The sequence below is a fragment of the Povalibacter uvarum genome, assembly GCF_014202975.1.
GTDB lineage: Bacteria > Pseudomonadota > Gammaproteobacteria > Steroidobacterales > Steroidobacteraceae > Steroidobacter > Steroidobacter uvarum.
The window spans coordinates 119,162-139,162 of the sequence record NZ_JACHHZ010000003.1; the positions used below are offsets into that span (position 1 = coordinate 119,162).

Annotated in this window: 15 protein-coding genes and 1 pseudogene; 10 read left to right on the plus strand and 6 right to left on the minus strand. The window is 63.4% G+C overall.

The window, feature by feature from the left end; genetic code table 11:
* Positions 1 to 12: 12 nt before the first annotated feature.
* Together HNQ60_RS11940 and HNQ60_RS11945 are read right to left on the minus strand one after the other, a co-directional pair.
* A complete protein-coding gene (locus tag HNQ60_RS11940; protein WP_221304162.1) occupies positions 13 to 2,262 on the minus strand; it encodes a xanthine dehydrogenase family protein molybdopterin-binding subunit in 2,250 nt (749 codons plus the stop codon).
* An 8-nt stretch (positions 2,263 to 2,270) separates the two neighbouring features.
* The gene (locus HNQ60_RS11945) at positions 2,271 to 2,732 is read right to left on the minus strand and encodes a (2Fe-2S)-binding protein (protein ID WP_184332041.1); all 462 of its coding nucleotides are present in this window, start codon (positions 2,730 to 2,732) and stop codon (positions 2,271 to 2,273) included.
* Positions 2,733 to 2,940: 208 nt separating this feature from the next.
* Here HNQ60_RS11945 and HNQ60_RS11950 point away from each other — a divergent pair, with 208 nt between their 5' ends.
* Positions 2,941 to 3,219 carry a hypothetical protein gene (locus HNQ60_RS11950; RefSeq protein ID WP_184332043.1) on the plus strand — a complete coding sequence of 93 codons (279 nt, stop codon included), beginning with the start codon at positions 2,941 to 2,943 and terminating at the stop codon, positions 3,217 to 3,219.
* 12 nt (positions 3,220 to 3,231) lie between these two features.
* Here HNQ60_RS11950 and HNQ60_RS11960 read toward each other — a convergent pair.
* Together HNQ60_RS11960 and HNQ60_RS11965 are read right to left on the minus strand one after the other, a co-directional pair.
* A pseudogene (locus tag HNQ60_RS11960) lies at positions 3,232 to 5,984 on the minus strand (EAL domain-containing protein).
* Positions 5,984 to 7,507: a FecR domain-containing protein gene (locus tag HNQ60_RS11965; protein ID WP_184332048.1), complete on the minus strand. Its 1,524-nt coding sequence runs from the start codon at positions 7,505 to 7,507 to the stop codon at positions 5,984 to 5,986. Before HNQ60_RS11965 ends, HNQ60_RS11960 begins: the two are co-directional and overlap by 1 nt.
* A gap of 209 nt (positions 7,508 to 7,716) precedes the next feature.
* Here HNQ60_RS11965 and HNQ60_RS11970 point away from each other — a divergent pair, with 209 nt between their 5' ends.
* From HNQ60_RS11970 to HNQ60_RS12005, 8 genes are all read left to right on the plus strand, one after another.
* On the plus strand, positions 7,717 to 9,195 hold the full coding sequence (locus tag HNQ60_RS11970) for a ShlB/FhaC/HecB family hemolysin secretion/activation protein (RefSeq protein WP_221304163.1): 1,479 nt from the start codon (positions 7,717 to 7,719) through the stop codon (positions 9,193 to 9,195).
* A gap of 178 nt (positions 9,196 to 9,373) precedes the next feature.
* Complete coding sequence (locus HNQ60_RS11975; RefSeq protein ID WP_184332052.1) at positions 9,374 to 10,432, plus strand: NAD(P)/FAD-dependent oxidoreductase; 1,059 nt, start codon at positions 9,374 to 9,376, stop codon at positions 10,430 to 10,432.
* Between the two features lie 146 nt (positions 10,433 to 10,578).
* Positions 10,579 to 11,451, plus strand: coding sequence for an acyl-CoA thioesterase (locus HNQ60_RS11980; protein ID WP_184332054.1), 873 nt, complete (start codon positions 10,579 to 10,581; stop codon positions 11,449 to 11,451).
* Between the two features lie 158 nt (positions 11,452 to 11,609).
* On the plus strand, positions 11,610 to 13,268 hold the full coding sequence (locus tag HNQ60_RS11985) for a nitrite/sulfite reductase (RefSeq protein WP_184332056.1): 1,659 nt from the start codon (positions 11,610 to 11,612) through the stop codon (positions 13,266 to 13,268).
* The gene (locus HNQ60_RS11990; RefSeq protein ID WP_184332058.1) at positions 13,243 to 13,728 is read left to right on the plus strand and encodes a DUF934 domain-containing protein; all 486 of its coding nucleotides are present in this window, start codon (positions 13,243 to 13,245) and stop codon (positions 13,726 to 13,728) included. Before HNQ60_RS11985 ends, HNQ60_RS11990 begins: the two co-directional genes overlap by 26 nt.
* Before the next feature lie 147 nt (positions 13,729 to 13,875).
* Positions 13,876 to 14,691 (plus strand): alpha/beta hydrolase, encoded by an 816-nt coding sequence (locus tag HNQ60_RS11995; protein WP_184332060.1) that lies wholly within the window; start codon positions 13,876 to 13,878, stop codon positions 14,689 to 14,691.
* Positions 14,692 to 14,780: 89 nt separating this feature from the next.
* On the plus strand, positions 14,781 to 15,257 hold the full coding sequence (locus HNQ60_RS12000; protein ID WP_184332062.1) for a TspO/MBR family protein: 477 nt from the start codon (positions 14,781 to 14,783) through the stop codon (positions 15,255 to 15,257).
* Positions 15,258 to 15,330: 73 nt separating this feature from the next.
* The gene (locus HNQ60_RS12005; protein WP_184332064.1) at positions 15,331 to 16,101 is read left to right on the plus strand and encodes an SDR family NAD(P)-dependent oxidoreductase; all 771 of its coding nucleotides are present in this window, start codon (positions 15,331 to 15,333) and stop codon (positions 16,099 to 16,101) included.
* A gap of 41 nt (positions 16,102 to 16,142) precedes the next feature.
* On the opposite strand, the gene HNQ60_RS12010 is transcribed toward HNQ60_RS12005, so the two are convergent.
* Both HNQ60_RS12010 and cysB read right to left on the minus strand, forming a co-directional pair.
* Positions 16,143 to 17,954, minus strand: a complete 1,812-nt coding sequence (locus HNQ60_RS12010) for an ABC transporter transmembrane domain-containing protein (protein WP_184332066.1) — start codon at positions 17,952 to 17,954, stop codon at positions 16,143 to 16,145.
* An 87-nt stretch (positions 17,955 to 18,041) separates the two neighbouring features.
* Entirely contained in the window at positions 18,042 to 19,019 is a 978-nt protein-coding gene (gene cysB, locus HNQ60_RS12015) for an HTH-type transcriptional regulator CysB (protein WP_184332068.1), read from the minus strand.
* A 177-nt stretch (positions 19,020 to 19,196) separates the two neighbouring features.
* Between cysB and HNQ60_RS12020 the strand changes: the two genes are divergently transcribed.
* A complete protein-coding gene (locus tag HNQ60_RS12020) occupies positions 19,197 to 19,976 on the plus strand; it encodes a phosphoadenylyl-sulfate reductase (protein WP_184332070.1) in 780 nt (259 codons plus the stop codon).
* Positions 19,977 to 20,001: the final 25 nt, after the last annotated feature.

The window sequence follows — 20,001 nt, forward strand, 5'->3', positions numbered from 1 at the left end:
CTATTCACTTCTTCAGACACTGAATCCTTCCTTCGACAGCGGCAGCGTCCGCACGCGATGCCCGGTCGCCGCGAAGATCGCGTTGCAGATCGCCGGTGCGACAGGCGGCAAGGCCGGCTCGCCAACACCCGTGGGCGAGTAATCGCTCTGGATGAAATGCGTTTCGACCTTCGGCGCCTTGGCAATTCGCAGCAGCGGGTAACTGTCGAAATTGTTCTGCTGAATGCGGCCGTTCTCGATCGAGATCTCGAGGCCCATCGTGCTGAAGCCGTCGATGACGGAGCCTTCGACCTGGTTCTCCGCGCCGCTCATGTTGACGATCGGACCGACGTCTCCCGCCACCGTCACTCGATGCACGGTCAGCTTGCGATTCGCATCGACGCTCACTTCCGCAACTTCCGCGAAGTGGCCGGCATGACTGAAATGGAAAGCGAGGCCGAGGCCGCTGCCTTTGGGCATCTTCCTGCCCCAGCCGCCTTTCTGCGCAGCCAGCTTGATCACAGCCACTGCCCGTTCGGTGTTCAACGCAAACTCGTTCTTCGGTGCGAGCCAGCGCGGTTCGCCCATGAGATCGATCAGGAACTGCAGGTGATCGCGCTTGGCCGAGACCGAGCACTCGTGCAGGAACGACTGGATCGCAAACGCGAGCGCGCACGATCCCGGGGCGCGCCACCAGCCAGTTGGCGTCGCGAGCGGCAGCTTCGACTGGGTGATGCGAACGTTCGGCACGAGCAACGACGGGAATTCATCACCCGACATCTGTCCGGCGAGCGCGGGCTTTTCGCCATCCTGCGTGAACGTGATGAAGTGATCCTGCCACGCGACGAGCTTGCCGTCGGAATCAACACCGCCCTTGAAGGAGTGGAAGCCGCCGACGCGATAGAAGTCGTGATGCATGTCGTCTTCGCGCGTCCACTGCAGCTTGACCGGAACGCCGGCCTGTCTCGAGATCCACGCGGCTTCACAGACGTAGTCGTTCATCAGGCGCCGACCGAAGCCGCCGCCGACGCGAGTCTGATGAATCGTCACCTTCTCGACGGGGATGCCCAACGTTCCAGCGACGAGGCGCAACGCTGCATCGGCCGTCTGCGAAGGAGCCCAGATCTCGACCGCGCCGTCCTTGAAGGACGCCGTGCAGTTCTGAGGCTCGAGCGGTGCATGCGACACGAACGGATAGGTGTAGAAGCCTTCGGCAACGCTTGCGTTCGCCAGCGCCTTGTCGAAATCGCCGACAGCCTTCAGGGATTCCGGTCCCTGCGAGCTCGCGAGCTTCTTCGCGTCCTCGACCGACTTGCTCCAGCTGTCCTTCGACGCGCTGGATTCGTCCCATGTGATTTTCAGCTGACGCTTCGCGCTGAAAGCGGCCCAGGTGGAGCTCGCGAGAATCGCAACGCCGGGCATCACTTCGGTGGGCTTGCCGTTGCCTTCGACGATGAACGCATTGGTGACGCCGGGCAGCTTCTTGATCTCATCGAGATTCGCCGACTGCACTTTGCCGCCCACCGCCGGGCACTTCTCGAACACGGCGATCTGCATGCCAGGGACGACCTGGTCGATACCGAAGAGCGGCTTGCCGGTCACGACCTCGACGTTCTCGACGCCGGTGATGCGCTTGCCGAGCAGTTTGAAATCCTTGCGGTCTTTCAGTTTGAGGGCCTTCGCATCCGGCACCGGCAGGTCGGCTGCCTTGCCGGCGAGATCACCATAGCCGAGCGAACGATTGCTCGCGGCATGCGATGCAACGCTGCTCGAAGTCGTGATTTCCGATTCGGGAACGCCCCATTCTTTCGCGGCTGCGGCGACGAGCATCGCGCGTGCCGTGGCGCCCGCACGGCGCAGCTGATCCCACGCCATCGGAATCGAGCGCGAACCGCCGGCACTCTGGCGACCGAAGACTGTCGGGTTGACCGCAGCCTGTTCGACTTTGACTCGCGCCCAATCGGCGTCCAGTTCCTCGGCAACGATCATCGGGAACGCAGTCTTGATGCCCTGCCCGATCTCCGGTCCCTTGGAGTAGATGACGATCGTCCCATCCGGCGCGATACGCACGAAGGCGTTCGGTACGAAGCCCTTCGGCGCGCCATTGGCGAGCGCTTCGCTGCCGACGTGGAAAGCGAGCAGCAGACCGCCGCCGGCCATGCCCGAAATCTTGAGGAAGGATCTGCGATCCAGCGACGGCAGCGCACCGGCGCGCTGCTCCGCGGCTTGCATGAGTTCGCGGGACGGGCTGTCGGCGAGAACCGATTGTTCGACTGCGCTCATGATGCACCTCACTCGTGCGTGTTGCCGGCCGCGGCGTGAATGGCTTTACGAATCCGCTGGTACGTGCCGCAGCGGCAGATGTTGCCGCTCATCGCGGCATCGATATCGGCGTCGGTCGGCTTCGGATTGCGATTGAGCAGCGCGGTGGCCGACATGATCTGGCCGGCCTGGCAGTAACCGCACTGAGCGACGTCATGTTCGACCCAGGCTGCCTGCACCGCAGTGAGCTTGCCGCCGGCGGCGAGTCCTTCGATGGTGGTCACTTTCTGACCAGCGACCGCGGAGACCGGCAGCACGCACGAACGCGTGGGTGCGCCGTTGAGGTGCACGGTGCAGGCTCCGCACTGCGCGACGCCACAGCCGTACTTTGTGCCAACCAGGTTCAGCTGATCCCGGAGCACCCACAGCAGCGGGGTCGTTTCATCGATGTTGCCGAGGTCAAGGTCTTTGCCGTTTACATTGAGGCGCATGGCGGGATCTCGCTGCAAAGAAGGGGGAATGTCGTCGTGGGCAATGCGCCCGATTGTTCCACGGTCGCGGGGCCCGAACAACGCTGGCGGTCGAGCGCCACGTGCGTCCCGTCGCACGCGCAGTGAGCGGGGTTTCCCTGCATTTCTCCCCCGGAACCCGGTGAGGGGTCCGGGCATTTTTCAGTACCTGTCTTTGTGGAGAATTGTTATGCGAATGTTCCTGGTCTGCGTTGGAATCGCCGCATGGCTCATGGCGCTCGCGGTGCTGCTGGTCTTTGCCGACAACGGTGGCGCTTTGGTTGCCATTGCTGCAGGTGTGTTCGCGGTCGTCGCCGTCGTGGCGCTCGGCTGTGAAAGGATCATCAAGACGCTGGAAGAAATCCGCGATGGACGCGTGGTCCTGACAGCGAAGCCGACGACCGGGAAACCAGTGAGCGTGCTGAAGACGGGAGTTCCGGCGGGGGCGGGGACCGCGGCGACGGTGTGACTAGCGCGCCAGTCACCCGGCTCGGCGCGCCGCCGAGAGCGGCGTGACGGAGCCCATATTGAAGTCGTTCATCCAATCGCGACACGCATCCGCGGCGAGAGCGGGGCTGTAGAAATAGCCCTGCGCGTAGTCGTAGCCCGCGGCGGCGAGCGCGACGGCGTGCTCCCGCGTCTCGACGCCCTCCGCTACGACTTGCAGGCGCAGCGCATGCGCCATCTGCACCGTGGAGTCGACGATGATCCGATCACGATCGCGGTCCAGCATGTGCATGACGAACGACTTGTCAGTTTGAGCGCATGCACGGGCAGGTCACGCAGGTAGCCGAGCGATGAGAACCCGGTACCGAAATCATCGACCGACATCATCACGCCGAGTTCTCGCAGCTCGCGGATGACCTTCAGCGCACGGTCTGTATCCGCCATCATCGCGCTTTCGGTGATCTCCAGTTCGAGCAGGCGCGGCTCTGCACGGTGCGCATGCAAGAGTGCTTTCAGCTGCCCTGGAAAGTCATGATCCTGAAGCAGACGCGCCGAGAGGTTCACGGCGATACGCGTACTGAACTGTTGTGCCTGCCACTTCGCAGCCTGGGTCAGCGCCTCACGCAACGTCCAGTACGTCAGCGGCTTGATGAGGTCGGTCGCTTCCGCAACGCCGATGAACTCCGCGGGACTCACCGGGCCGAGCTGTGGATGACGCCATCGCAGCAGTGCTTCTACGCTGTCAGCGTGTCCGCTGCGCAGATTGATCTGCGGCTGGTAGTGAAGGCTGAGCTGACCTGTTTCGATGGCCTGGCGCAGTTCGCTGACCATCGTGAGCCGGCGAACGCTGTGCTGGTCGAGCGTCGGATCGTACAGCTCGAACGCGCTGCCATGACGCTTGCACGCGTACATCGCGACATCCGCATTCTTGAGCAGCGCATCGCTGGTGTCGGCGTGCTGGGGGAACAGCGCAATCCCGATGCTGACGCCCACGTCGATCGCGATGCCATTGACATGGATGGGCGAGCGCAGGCAATCGTTCAATGCGAGCGCCGTTCGGGTGATCTCGCCGATGTCGCCGATCCGATCGAAGACCAGCGTGAACTCGTCGCCGCCGATGCGTGCGATGAATCCGCTGGAGCTTACGCTTTCGAAGCGCCGTGCCACCTCGCTGAGTACCTGGTCACCGACGGCGTGGCCGAGCGTGTCGTTCACTTCCTTGAAGCGGCTCAGGTCGAGCATCAGCAGAGCCACTGATTCATCTGAGCGGGTGCGCTGCAACGCTGCACTCAGGTAGGAGCTCAGCGCCGTGCGGTTGGGCAGCGACGTCAGGGGATCGTGCGTCGCCTGGTACTGCAGCGCCCGCTGTTGTACCTGGCGCTCGGTGACATCCCGGACGATTGCGGTGAAGAGCGCTTCGTCCGGGAAATCGAGTGGGCTGATCGATACTTCGATGGCGAAGGGATGGCCATCGCGCTGCGCTTCGATCTCCAGCAGTCGTCGCGGCTGCAGTTCGCCGCTGGATTGCGTCGGCAGCGACGGAATGAACCGGCGCAGGCTCTGATCGATCAGGTCCTGTGGGTTGCGGCCGAAGAGCTGGGCTGCCGCCGCGTTGGCAGTGCGAATCGTACCCCGCCGATCAATACACAGGATTCCCTCCGCCGAAGACTCGACCACGCTGCGAAGCAGCGCATCGCGACGCTTGAGCCCGAGTGAATAGATCATCGCGCGCCACGTTTCCCGATCGAGACTGCGCAGGGTGATCACCGCGAACGTCACCACTGCAATCAACGCAAGCGGTACGAACTCGATCGAGAGACCGGTGCCGGCGGACAGCCAAGTCCACGCAAGCGCTGCAACCAGCAGTCCACCTGCGAGCGCGATGAGATTGTGACGCCATCGATGCGCGGCGAAGTACGCGGCGCTGCCCGTGGCCACCAGGGCGAGCACGAGCAATTCAACCCAGGCGGGAGTGGAGATCGGCACGCCGCTGCGCACCGACTGAATGGCGAGCGCCTGAACGACAACGCCGGGCAACGACCGGTACACAGGGACCGGGACCATGTCGTTCAATTCGACCGCGGTTGCGCCAACGAGCACGGTCTTGTCCTTCAGCGCGGAGGCAGGTACGCGTCCCGCGAGCAGATCGACGTATGAGATGAACTCGAAGGAGGAGGGCGAGAGCGAGAAGTCGATCGGGATCGTGCTCTGCGGGGGCAGATCGACATTCGCCATGAATGCGACGGCGGAAGGCACTTCGCTATCCAGCATCGACCAGGTTGTCTTCACTCCGCGAACGAGACTGTCGGCACCCGGTTCCGCGAGATTGACTCCCGCCAGTGTCGCGTGACGCGAGAATCGCTCGAGCGGTGTCGTGATCGCGAGCGTGTCGTCGTCAGCTGTGCGCTGAATGAAGGTGGGCAGCACGATGTGCCGCTTGTCGAACCGCGAGAGCGCGGCTTCGAGCAGAGCGTCGTCTTCGGGATCCGAGTGGGCGCTGAAGTCGATGTCGATGAATACCGCCTTCGGCTGCGCGTCAGCGATGCGCTCCAGTAGCCGCGCGTGATAGCGCCGCGGCCAGGGCCACTGCTGCAGATCGGCGAGGCTCTCTGGATCGATGCCGACGACGACGATGTCAGAGTCGACTTCGTGCTGCAGGACCTGCGAGCGCGCGTCCCGGGCGGCATTCTCCAGCGGCTCCAGGTAACCGCTGGCTCGCAGCAGCAGTACGGCTGCGAGAACCACAGGGGCGATCAGCCACCAGCCGTGTTCCCGCAGACGGTTCATCAGTTCTTGCCGCGGTTGAGCAAGCCGTTGAGAAGGCCGCCGCCCGTGTCGCCGCCTCCGATATCGAGGTCAATCGTGCCAGTGCCGAGATCGACACCGACGTCGACTACGCCGCCGACGTCGACGTCAACGCCCACGTCGCCCGCACCGACATCGACAGTCGCGCCCGCATCGACGATTGCAGTATCGATGCTCGTGTCGACACCGACGGATGTGTCAGGGCCCGCGGCGGCGTCGAGTCCGAGGGAGACGTCAGAGCCGGCCGCTGCAACGCCAGAATCGAGGCTGACGCCTGCACCGCCGCTGTCGAGGCCGACGTCAGTTGCAAGGCCAACATCCGTTGCGCCGGGTCCCTGCGCGCCGATATCAATCGCAGCGCTCGCACCGGATGTGGCGCTGAGATCGATGGCTGCGCCGGCGGAAGCAACGGTGTCCACAACTGGCAGTGCAGTGCTCGTTTCAACTGTCGCAGCGACGCTGCCGCTACCGAGATCAACTGCCGCGCCGATATTCGCGCCTGCTTCGATTCCGCCGAGACTTACACTGGCGTCCACAGCCGCTGAAGCGTTCCCGCCGCCGAGACCCACGTCGGCACCGACGGAGGCGGTTGCGCCGCCCGCAGTGAGTTCAACACTCGTGCCGGCTGCAACGGCGTTGCCGACATCGATTCCCGCAGAGACTTCGGCGGTGACTGCTTTGCCCGCACCAACAGCCACTGTCGCATCGACAGCACTGCTCCCCTTGCTGCCCGAATCCCCGAGGGCGGGAATTTCAGTTGAATCGCTGCCAGCTCCGTCGGCCGTTGCGGATGAAGGCAGGGACGACACAATGTCGACCGTACCCGCGGCGCCAGATTGCGCGGGCTGGTTCGCGGCAGCCGCGTCACTTACGCCAGTGGCACCCGGTTGGCCCTGAAGATTGCGAACGGCAGTCATGCGCAGCACACGAATGCTCACGTCATTGCGATTGCGAATGGCGATCTCGCCCGCGTTCAGGTCGATCACGTCGCTTTCGTCGTCGGCGCGCACTTCGAGACGACCTTCGAACAGCGCGATGGTTGTGCCGCTCTCCTGCGAAGCGACGTTGAACTGCGTGCCCTTGATGACGGCTACGAGGTACGGCGTCTCGACGCGCAGCCGTGTCTTCTCGCGTTTCGCCACGTTGTAGAAAGCGTTGCCGCGGATCTGGATGACACGCTCGATCAGTCCTTCGTTGGCGGCGCTCTGCGGGATCTCGAGTTCGGTACTTGCGGCTGCGGCGATGGTGGTCGCGCCCTGGCGCAATTCAACTGCGCCGTCCGCGCCCGTACGAATCGTCGCGGGCAGTTGCAGGATTGAGCCGACGGCCAGAGGCGCAGTCGAGCCGGCCATCGTTGCAGTGGCCGTGCCGTGCACGGCGCCGACGACAATGTCGCCTCCGGATTGCGCGTGCGTGACATTGCAAAGCGCGAGCAGCGCGAAGAACGCAAACGCATGCGATCGCAGAGTGCCGCCCGGCGCTCCGCGACGAAAGAACGAAATCATGTGTGCCCCTCATTCCCCGGTCAGCAAACGCCGCTTAGAGTAATGAGCGCGCGGCTGAGCGGATGTGAGGGTCATCGCAGCATCGCAGCGAAGTTTCGTCGACGATGCGCGTCCTTCAACACGATGCGCCCGCCATGATCTTGCATAACTCTCGTCGCCGAGAGCTTCCGTCAAATCGCGTGACCACGCTTGTCATAATGGCGTGTGCGTTGTGGACGCATTCCTCACACGCCGAAAATCCAGCACTCTCCGCAGCCGTGATCGACGGCGTCACTGCCTATTCACCCGCCGCATTGTTTCCGGTGTATCGCGAGCAGCTGGGTCAGCCGATCAGCAGCGAGAGTGCCCGCAACATCATCGCCGAGATCGAAGCGATGTATATGCGCGATGGCTATTCGCGCCCTGAGTTCCGGTTGCAGAACGATCTCATCGGTTCAGGCGTGCTGCAGATCGAGGTCTTCGAAGCGAGACTGAGCGGCATCGAAGTTGAAGGCAATGCGGGGCCGTACGTGCGGACGATCGAGCAGCTCGTCGATGAGTTGCGCAGCCGGGTTCCGTTGCGGTCGGACCAGCTGCAGCGGGCTTTGCAGCGGATGCGTGAACTGCCGGGGCTCGAATTCCGTGCCAGCATGCGCCGCGACAAGGAGCGGCCGAACACGTTCGCTCTCGTGATCGATGCGCAGTACAAACCGCTCGAAGCAACGGTACAGCTCACGAATCGGGGCACGCGACAGATCGGACCGGAGTTCGCGCTCGCGCAGCTGACGGCCAACAACCTTCTCGGGCGCAACGAGCGACTCGGCCTGTTCGCTTCTTCGGCGACCGACTACGAGGAGTACCACGGCGGCGGTTTGTTCATGGACCTGCCGATCGGTGAGCAGGGCACGCATCTGACCGGCAGCACGTTTGCATCGCGATCCAATCCGCACGAACAGCCGGATCGTCCCGACGTCTACGATCGGGACCGAACATCGATGCGTGTGAATCATCCGCTGAGCTCGACCCAGCGCCGCACGCTGACGGTCAGCGGCGGCTTCGACGTCGACAATCTCGAGATCACTCGCGAGGGCGAGTGGCTGCGCGACGAGCAGCTGCGTGTTCTGGAAATCGGTGGCCGCTCATCGACGCGCAGCAGCGCGACGACTCAGCGCCTGCTCTCCATGCAATTTCGGCAGGGGCTCGATGCATTCGGGAGCCACCTCGAAGCGCGCAACCCACAGACCGACCAGCGTCGCCTCGATTTCCTGTTGATGCGCATGCAGTACACGCAGCTCACCCGATTCGCCGATCAATGGACGGTGCGCGTCGATGCCCTCGGCCAGCAGTCGGCGTACGTCCTTCCCGATACCGAGCGCTACAAGATCGGCGGCGAGCGGCTCGGGCGCGGCTTCGAAGTGACGGAGATCGCGGGCGATCAGGGCATCGGCGCGAAACTGGAACTGCGCCGCGACTTGACCGGCCCGAGCGCCGCGATCGGCAAGACGTCGCTCTATGGCTTCTACGATTTCGGAGCCGCCTGGAAGCAGGATCAGTCGGGCCGTGAATCCGCTGCTACGACTGGCCTGGGATTCGCACTCGAATGGGGGCGGGTGGCGGGTTATCTGGAAGTGGCCAAACCCCTGACGCATACCGACGTCGAGGGTGAGCGGGAAACGAAGGTTTTCGCGGAAGTGAGCCTGCGGCTGTGATCCGACGGTCGGAGGGTAATGTTTGTCACTCCCGCGAAAGCGGGAGTCCAGATGGATTCCCGCCTGCGCGGGAATGACCAGAGCCGTCTCCCCGCGACGCGGAAGCGTTTGCTCGTATAGAATCCCGCCGCGTCTTGCGCTGCAATAGCGCGGAAAATCCCTCTGACGGAGACGATTCTTGAGCGAAGCTGCTGTACCGGCCGCCGTCGACGGCGCCATTCAGGCCGACGTTGTCATCGTCGGCGCGGGGCCCTGCGGGCTGTTCCAGATCTTCGAGCTGGGGCTCCTGGGGATTCGGGCTCACATCATCGATTCGCTCAAGCATCCGGGCGGTCAGTGCAGTGAGCTGTATCCGGAGAAGCCGATCTACGACATTCCAGCGCTGCCCGTCTGCGGTGCGCAGGAGCTCGTCGATCGCCTGCTGCAGCAGGCGAAGCCCTTCAATGCCCAGTTTCATCTCGGCGAAGAAGTGGTCGAACTGAGAATTCTCGAAGACCACACGTTCCTGCTGCGCACTTCGCAGGACACGCGCTTCCACGCCCGCACGGTGATCATTGCAGGCGGCCTCGGCTCGTTCCAGCCGCGCCGGCTCGGTGTCGAAGGCGGTGAAGCATTCGAAGGCACGCGCATTCATTACAAGGTGAAGAGCGCGGCTGAGTTCACCGGCAAGCGTCTCGTGATCTTCGGCGGCGGCGATTCCGCACTCGACTGGACGCTCGAGTTCGCAGGCAAGGCGCGCAGCGTGACGCTCGTACATCGCCGCCCGGAGTTCCGCGCTGCGCCGGCATCTGTTTCCCGCATGCGCGATCTCGTCGAGCACGGCAGCATCAAGTACGTGGAAGCGATTGCGCAGTCGGTAATCGCGACGGATGGTCAGTTCCAGGGCGTACGCGTCAAGCGCAACGATGGTGAGATCGTGGACCTCGAAGCCGATCACGCACTGGTGTTCTTCGGCCTGCATCCGAAGCTCGGTCCCATCGCGGAGTGGGGCCTGAACATCGACAAGCGCGCGATCCTGGTCGACACGGAAAAATTCCAGACGAACATTCCCGGCGTCTTCGCGATCGGCGACATCAACACGTATCCCGGCAAGAAGAAGCTGATCCTCTCCGGCTTCCACGAGGCCGCACTCGCTGCGTTCGCCGTCGCGCACCACCTGAACCCGGCGAAGAAAGTGCCGCTGCAATACACGACGACGAGCCCGATCATGCACAAAAGACTGGGAGTTCCGGACTAAGACAGCAGCGGTTGGCGGTTGGCGGTCAGCGGTTAGTTCAGAATCGGAAAGGCAGCAGCCGCATGCTGCACGGTCACCGCATTCCACCGGTCGCGAGTTGCATCCCTCTTTCTCGCCAACCGCCAACCGCTAACCGCTTCCTCCTTATGAATCCCCTTCTAGCCGATCTTCTTCAGGTCCTGCGGCTCGAGCGTCTCGAGCTCGATCTGTTTCGCGGTGAGAGTCGCGATCCGGGGCACCATCGCGTCTTCGGCGGGCAAGTGCTCGGGCAGGCGCTTGCGGCTGCGTATGCGACGATCGAAAACCGCGGTGTGCATTCGCTGCATGCGTACTTCCTGCGGGCGGGAGATCCGGATCATCCGATCGTTTACGAAGTCGACCGCAGTCGCGACGGGGCGAGCTTCACCAGCCGCCGCGTCGTCGCGATCCAGCACGGCGAGCAGATCTTTCACATGTCGGCTTCTTTCCAGGTGCAGGAGGAGGGCGTCGATCGCCAGGGCGTGATGCCGGACGTGCCGGGTCCTGAATCGCTTCCAGATATGGCAGTCGCGGTCGAAGAGATGAAGAAGAAGGCTCCGGATCGGCCGCGACCTTTCATCGCGCACGATCGGCCTTTCGAATTCCGGCCGGCCCTGCTGCCCGATCCGACGGCGGAAGTCCCCCGCGAGCCGAGCATGCGCATCTGGTTCCGGGCGGTCGACCGGGTCCCCGACGACGAGGTCCTGCACCGCTGCCTGCTGGCCTACGCCTCGGACTACTACCTCCTGGGCACGGCCGTCATGGACGCCCGCCTGGCTGTGGGCCCCAAAAATCTCCAGATGGCCAGCATCGACCACGCCATGTGGTTCCACCGCCCCGCCCGGGCGGATGAGTGGCTGCTCTACGTGCTCGACAGCCCGACTTCGAGCAGCTCCCGGGGCTTCGCCCGCGGCAGTATTTTCAGTCGGGACGGGACGTTAGTGGCGTCGACGGCCCAGGAAGGGCTGGTTCGCCGCCGCAAGCCCGAGCCAGCCGCCTGACCTGCTCGTCATTCCCGCGAAAGCGGGAATCCATGCCCTTCAGCAAGGTGGATCCCCGCGTTCGCGGGGATGACGGCCGCCGGGGTGACATCCCGGTATCAGCACATATCCAAACCATATTTCTAGGCCGTCGGGGCGGGGGCTAGAGTCCTGCGCCTATGTATCAGTACGACCAGATCGATCAACGACTTGTGGACGAGCGCGTCGCCCAGTTCCGGGACCAGACGCGACGGTTTCTCGCCGGTGAGCTGAGCGACGACGATTTCCGGTCGCTGCGCCTTCGCAACGGCCTGTACATCCAGAAGTACGCACCGATGCTGCGTGTTTCCGTCCCTTACGGGCTGTTGTCGAGCCGCCAGGTGCGCATGTTCGCGCGCATCGCGCGTGAGTACGACAAGGGCTACGGTCATTTCACGACGCGCCAGAACCTGCAGTACAACTGGCCGAAGCTCGAATTGGTGCCAGACATTCTCGCGTTGCTCGCGAGCGTCGAGATGCACGCGATCCAGACCAGCGGCAACTGCATTCGCAACGTGACGGCGGATCATCTCGCCGGCATTGCGCCCGATGAAGTCGAAGATCCGCGTCCGTGGTGCGAATACATCCGCCAGTGGGCGACGCTGCATCCAGAGTTCTCGTACCTGCCGCGCAAGTTCAAGATCGCTGTGACGGGCTCGCCGCAGGATCGCGCCGCATCGAAGGTGCACGACATCGGTCTGCATCTCGTGCGCAACGATCAGGGCGAAGTCGGTTTCGAAGTGCTCGTTGGCGGTGGCCTCGGCCGCATGCCGATGATCGGGCACGTCATCCGCAAGTTCCTGCCGAAGCATGAACTGCTCAGCTATCTCGAAGCGATCCTGCGCGTCTACAACCTCGAAGGCCGTCGCGACAACATTCACAAGGCACGCATCAAGGTGCTCGTGAAAGCCGTCGGGCCGGAGAAGTTCGCCGAGATGGTGGAAGCAGAGTGGCAGGCATCGCGCGATTTCGCCCCGGTGCATGACGCCGAGGGTTTTGCGCGCATCTCCGCGTTCTTCACGCCGCCGAAGTACGAAACGCTCGCCGATGAAGATGTGCTTTCCGGCAAGCCCACCGAATTCCGTGCTTGGTATCAGCGCAATACGAAGCGTCACAAGGTCCCGGGCTACCGCGCCGTTTTCCTTTCGCTCAAGTCGCCGAACCGTCCACCCGGCGATATCACCGAAGCCGAAATGGACCGCGTCGCCGATCTGTCCGATCAGTATTCGCTCGGCATGGTGCGCGCGACGCACGACCAGAACCTGATCTTCGCGGACGTGCGCCAGCGCGATCTCTACAGCTTGTGGCAGTCGCTCAAGCTGCTCGATCTTGCGACACCGAACATCGGCACGCTGACCGACATGATCTGCTGCCCGGGTCTCGATTTCTGCTCGCTCGCGAATGCGCGCTCGATCCCGATCGCGAAGCAGATCAACGAGCGCTTCGACAACTTCGACTATCTCTACGATCTCGGCGACATCGAGCTGAAGATGTCGGGCTGCATGAACGCCTGCGGCCATCACCACGTCGGCCACATCGGCATTCTCGGCGTCGACAAGAACGGCGAGGAGTGGTACCAGATCACGCTCGGCGGTTCCGCGTCGGGTCCCGATGCGGCCCTCGGCCAGGTGATCGGACCGTCCGTCGCGTATGACGACGTCGCCGAAACGATCGACCGCATTCTCAATGTCTACATCAGCGAACGCGAAGAGGGTGAGCGCTTCATCGACACCTTCCGCCGCGTTGGCGTCAAACCTTTCAAGGCCCGTGTGTATGCGCCGTCTCATCAAGCAGCGTGAAGTCATCGTCGACGAGTGGCGCTACGCGGACGAAGATCCCGTCGGCCGTCAGCGCGCCCTGATCCTGCCGTTCGCCCGCTGGAAGGAAGAGCGTGATCGCTGGTGGCTGTGGGACGGCAAGCTCGGCGTCCGCCTCGGACCGACCGATCCCGTCGCGGCCCTGGAGCACGATTTCCTGAGGGTCTCGCTCGTCGCACTCGAGTTCGGCGGCCTCGCCGAAGGGCGCGGGTACAGCCAGGCGCAGCTCCTGCGCAAGCGCTACAAGTTCACGGGCGAACTGCGTGCGGTCGGCAAGATCCAGCGCGACCAGTTCTTCTACATGGCCCGTTGCGGTTTCGATGCGTTCGAGCTGCCGGAAACGGCGAACTTCGAAGACGCGATCAAGGCGTTCGATGATTTCTCGGTGGCCTACCAGGGCGCTGTCGATTCGGGGTTGAGCCTCGCGCGTCGCGCGGGCTGAACCCTCTGTCATTCCCGCGCACGCGGGAATCCATCTTGTTCCAGGGCATGGATCCCCGCTTTCGCGGGGATGACGAGCTGGCTAGTTGCTTGCTGGGTTCCCCTCAATGCATCCTCCCCCCAAGAAGAACGACTCCGGGGGACCCGCGTGCCATCACTCCTCGACACCTCTCTGCCCGGCTTCCGTGCCGATGCCGCGTCGCCCAGGGCGATCCTCATCATCGTTCATGGTCTTGCCGAATACGCCGGCCGCTATCGTCCGATCATGGAAGAGCTGGCGAGGCGTGGGATTTCGAGCTTGGCGTACGACCAGCGGGGCCATGGCGAAGTTGCAGGCACGCGCACGCACGTCGATCGCTTCGACGACTTCGTCGACGATCTGAACCTGCTGATTCGCGCCGTCCGGGCCGCGCATCCGCAACTGCCTCTTTTTCTCTGGGGCCACAGCATGGGAACGCTCGTGGCACTGCTGGCGGCGTCCGATCCGCAGATTCCCGTGCGAGGCGTCATCACGACGAGCAACTCGCTCGAGATCTTTCGTCGCGGCACGAATCCGCTGAATCCCTTCTTCAGGTTCCTCTCGTGGCTGGTGCCGCGCGTGCGCATCCCATTGGGTCTCGACAGCACTAGGATCTCGACGGACGAAAGCGTGCAGCGAGCCTACGCCTCGGATCCGCGAATTCCGCCGACCGCGAGTTTGCGTCTCATCGTGGAGTTCGCCGCTGCTTGTGAAGACGCGCGTGAAGCCGCCGCAACCATCACGTTGCCTTCGCTGGTGGTCCATGGAGAGGAAGATGCCATTGCACCCGCGGAGGGATCGCGCGCGTTGTTCGGGCTTCTCGCTGCGACGGACAAGAAGCTGCAGATCTACCCCGGATTGAGGCACGAGGTGCACAACGAAGTCCCGGCCGCACGACAGCAGTTCGTGGATCTGCTTACGGGGTGGATTCTGCAGCGGAGCTGAGGTCCGCGCCGAGGGAAGGCCGCGTCCTACGCGGAACCTTGCCTGTTCCCTGCGCGCTTACTGCATGTCACTCCCATGCAGCACTGGTCATGTCGAGTATTGCTCTCAAGCGCAGCCGTCTGCCCTCGTTGCTGGTCTTCATCGTGCTCGTCGCCGTCGCCGCGTCGACTGGTGCGTTGTTCGAGCCGGGCAGCTGGTACGCACACCTCGAAAAACCGTCGTGGAATCCACCGAACGAAGTGTTCGGTCCGGTGTGGACGGTGCTGTATGTGCTGATCGCCATCGCAGGATGGCTCGTGTGGCGTGCGAGCGGCCGGATGGCGCTCGCCGTGCAATTCTGGTTCGCGCAGTTGCTGCTCAACTGGATGTGGTCGTTCCTGTTCTTCGGCGTGCATCGGCCAGGCCTCGCGCTGGTCGACATCGCGTTGCTGCTGGCGACGATCTTTGCATTCATTGTCACCGCGCGCCGCTACAGCACAGTGGCGAGCTGGCTGTTCGTCCCGTACGCTGCGTGGGTCGGTTTTGCGACCGCGCTGAACTTCATGATCTGGCGCCTGAACGGATAGCGTGAACGTCTGACAGTGGGCGGACAGATCCTGCCGGTCGCAGCAGAGAATCAACGCGGACCCGGGGGATCTGATGAGTGCAGCAGTCTGTATCGTGACGGGATCGGCGACGGGTATCGGCGCCGCATGTGCCATCGAGCTTGCGCGTCGCGGCTGGCGCACCGTCATCAACTACACCAAGAGCGAATCCGAGGCGAAGGCGACTGCCGCCGGGTGCGAGAAGGCGGGCGGCGAAGCGCTGCTGGTGAAAGCCAGCGTGGCGGAGGACGCCGATTGCCGCCGCATGGCGGATGCCGCACTCGAGAAGTGGGGCCGCATCGATGGCCTCATCAACAATGCCGGGACGACCAAAGTCGTTTTCAATCACTCCGACCTGAATGCGCTGAGCGCAGCCGATTTCCAGAGCATTTATGCGGTCAACGTAGTGGGTGCGTTCCAGATGATCCGTGCCGTGGAGCCAGCGATGCGCAAGCAGGGCAGCGGCTCCATCGTCAATGTCTCGTCGCGTGCCGGCATCGACAGCATCGGCACTTCGATCGCCTACGCCGCATCGAAAGGCGCGATGAACACGATGACCATCGGTCTTGCGCGGGCGCTCGGTCCGCAGATCCGCGTCAACGCCGTGTGCCCGGGTTTCGTGGAAACGCGTTGGCTCGCAGGCGCGATCGGCGATCGCTACGAAGAAGCCCGCGCCCGCTACGCCGGCAACTCGGCGCTGCAGACGACGAGCACGCCGGAGGATGTGGCGGATGTGGTGATCAGCTTGCTCACCGGGATGCGGACGGTCACAGGCGAGTTCGTGATCGTCGACGGAGGGAATCGGTTGGGGGCGGGGAGGAGATGAAGAGGAGCTACGAGCGGCGAGCGATGAGGCGGCAATGTTGCCTACCCCCCGAGCCCCTGGCTCACAGCTCGCAGCTCACCGCTTCCTGGCTCAAAATCCGCAAACTGCAGCGCCGCCAGTCTCGCGTACAGCTCATTTGTCGCCAGCAATTGCGCATGCGTGCCGATCGCGGTGATCCGGCCGTGGTCCAGCACCACAATGCGGTCGGCCTTCAGAATCGTTGCGAGCCGGTGCGCGATGATGATCGTCGTGCGGTGTTCCATCAGCCGCTCGAGAGCTTCCTGCACGTAGCGTTCGCTCTCCGCATCGAGTGAGCTCGTCGCTTCGTCGAGCAGCAGGATGGGCGGGTCCTTGAGCAGTGCGCGTGCAATGGCGATTCGCTGGCGCTGACCGCCGGAGAGTCGCGTGCCGCGTTCGCCCAGGAACGTGTCGTAGCCTTCGGGCAGCTGCCGAATGAACGTGTCCGCGCCCGCGGCTCGCGCAGCGGCTTCGATCTCTTCGCTCGTCGCGTTCGGGCGGCCGTAGCGGATGTTCTCCCGCGCGCTCGCGCCGAACAGCACTGTTTCCTGCGGCACGAGACCGATGCGCTGACGAACGTCCTCAGGCTTCGCGTCCGCAATGTTCACGCCATCGACGACGATTCGCCCGGCGGCGGGATCATAGAACCTCAGCAGCAACTGGAATGTCGTGCTCTTGCCCGCGCCGGACGGGCCGACGAACGCCACGTTCTCGCCCGGCTGGATATCGAGCGTGAAATTCTCCAGCGCCTGCGTGTCCGGTCGCGAAGGATAGCGGAACGAAACATGATCGAAGCGGATGTGGCCGGTGGCCGCCGCGGGAAATGGTTGCGGGTTGGCCGGTGCGACGATGGCAGGTGTCGCGTTCTTGAGCTCGACGAGGCGTTCCATCGCGCCCGCCGCGCGCTGCACTTCACCCCACATTTCGCTGAGCGATGCCGCCGAGATGGCGACGTACACCGCGTAGATCAGGAACTGGCTCAGTTCGCCACCGGTCATGCTGTTCGCAAGCACGCGGTGCGCGCCTTGCCACAGCACGAACGTGACCGCACCGAAGATCATCATCGTTCCGACTGCGGTGAGGACTGCGCGAACCTTCGTGCGCTTGATTGCGACGACGAACGATTCCTCGACTGCTTTCCCGTATCGCGCGCTGTTGAGCTGCTCGAGCGTGAATGCCTGCACGGTCTGGATCGCGTTGAGCGTTTCTCCCGCGAGCCCGCTGGTATCGGCAACCTTGTCCTGAGCCTGGCGAGAGAGTGTTCGCAGCTTCCGCCCGACGACGATGAGCGGCACGATCACGAAGGGAATCAGCAACAGGATCATGCCCGCGAGCGATGGGCTGGTTGCGACCAGGAGCACGAGTGCCCCCACGAGCTGGATCGACGATCGCAGCGTGATCGACAGGTTCACGCCGGCGATTGATTGCACCAGCGTCGTATCCGTCGTCAGTCGCGAAAGCACTTCGCCCGTGCGCGTGACTTCAAAGAACGTCGGGTCCATCCGGATCACGCGCTGATAGATATCGGAACGCAGATCCGCGACGACGCGTTCGCCGAGCCACGTCACCAGATAAAAGCGCAGCGCCGCGAAAAGCCCGAACACGGCCGCCGCACCCAGGAACGCGATGAAGTAGAGATCGATCGTCGCGCGATCCTGAACGACCATGCCCTGGTCGATGACGCCGCGGAACGCGAGCGGCAGCACAAGCATCGCGCCCGACGCAATCAACAACGCTCCAAGCGCCAGCGCCAGCGTCTTCTTGTAAGCGCGCAGGTATGGCCACAGCGAGCGCAGTGGTTTGAGTGATCGAGACTTTGGACGATCTGGTTCCATGGACGTAGCTCAGCTGATGGTCAGAATCTTCCGGAGGCGACAGCCGATCCGGCTATCCGCCATCCGCTATCCGCCATCTCCTTCCTCTCATCGATATACCGGCAACTCCACATCCGCGAACAGCCCTTCGACATCCTGCGGGGTTGCCGCGTTACCGGCCCGGTCCACGAGTCGCTTGCTGAGATGCGGTGCGAGCAGTTGCAGGAACTCATACATGTAGCCACGCAGCAGGGCGCCCTGCGGATAGCCGGCCCAGGTGACGTGCCATGGGAAGAGGTGTGAAGCGTCGATCGACACGAGATCCGCGTCTTCGCGCGGATCGACGGCCATGCTGGCGACGATGCCCACGCCGAAGCCGAGGCGCACGTAGGTCTTGATGACGTCGGCGTCACGTGCGGTGAGCGCGACATGCGGCGTGATGCCCGCGCGTGCGAAGATCTGTTGCAATGAAGAGGGTCCACTGAATCCAAAGACGTACGTGACGATCGGATATTTGCCGAGCGTTTCGATCGTGATTTTCGACTCGTTCGCCAGTGGGTGGCCGTAGGGCACGACGATGCGACGATGCCAGCGGTAGCACGGCAGCAGGACGAGGTTGGAGAAGAGGTCCTGGGAACCCGTGTTGATCGCGAAATCGATGCGATCGCGGGCCGCCATATCGGCGATCTGCTCGGATGTGCCCTGGTGCAGGTGCAGCTCGACGTCGGGATAGCGCTCGCGGAATTTACGAATCACGGGTGGCAGGACGTACCGCGCCTGCGTGTGGGTCGTTCCGATGGACAGCGAGCCCCGGCCGTCGCCCTTCTGCTCGTCGGCGAGGCGCTTGATGCTCTGGACCTCTTTCAGGATCCGCTGGGCCCGCTCGATCACCCGTTTTCCGGCCGGTGTGACCCGGGTCAGATTGCGCCCCTGGCGCAGGAAGATCGGGAATCCGAGCTCGTCCTCGAGTTGCTTCAATTGCTTCGAGACGCCCGGCTGGGAAGTGTGCAGCCGTTCCGCCGCCGCGGTGATGTTCAGGTCGTTTTCGGCGATCGCCGCCAGGTAGCGTAATTGTTGTAATTTCATGGACTTGAATCTACCCGAAGGGGCGTCGAAAAGTCATAACGCGCCCGCATCATGACAGAACAAATGGGTCTTTCCCTGGTTATAAGCCGGTTAGCTAGAGTCCTTGGCGACGGTGATAGCCGGGCATCCGGTTTTTCCCGCCAGACCCTACTTAAGGACCGTCGCAAGAAGAAGTTCATGACCACCGTCAGTTCAAACGCCAACACGCTCGCCAGCGCCGACGAATTGTCGCCGCGTCTCGAAGCGCTGGTGCAGGGCACGCGGGCGCTCCTCGAGCGCGCAGTGCTCGATTACAAGGACGTCGTCTACTCGAACAGCCTCGGTGCCGAAGCGATGGTGCTCACGGACATCATGGCGACCTATGCCCCCGAGATAGAGATCTTCACGCTCGACACGGGCCGCCTTCCCGACGAGACGCTGGCGCTGCTGGATCGTCTCGAGCGCCGCTACCAGCGTCGCATCCAGGTTTTCTCTCCCGATGCATCGCAGATCGAGCAGTACGTGCGCGAGAACGGCATCAACGGTTTCTACCTCGGTCTCGAAGAGCGCCAGTCGTGCTGCCACATCCGCAAGATCGAGCCGTTCCGGCGCGCGGTCGCGGGTCACAAGGCCTGGGTGACGGGCGTTCGCCGCGAACAATCGGCTGAGCGCGCTCACGGCGAACAGATCGCGTGGGACGATCGCTACGGTCTCTGGAAAGTGAGCCCGATGCTCGAATGGAAGGAAGAAGACGTCTGGGCCTACATCAAGGCGCGCAATCTTCCGTACAACCCGCTGCACGACAAAGGCTATCCCAGCATCGGCTGCGCACCCTGCACGCGTGCCGTCGAGCCCGGTGCCGATCCGCGCTCCGGCCGCTGGTGGTGGGAGAATCCGGAGTCGCGTGAATGCGGTTTGCAGCCGCGTCGCCGCGTGATCCCGATCAAGGTCGAGCCTCGACGCGCTGTGGCGCCTTAGCGCTGCTCGCGGCCGGTTGAGTTCC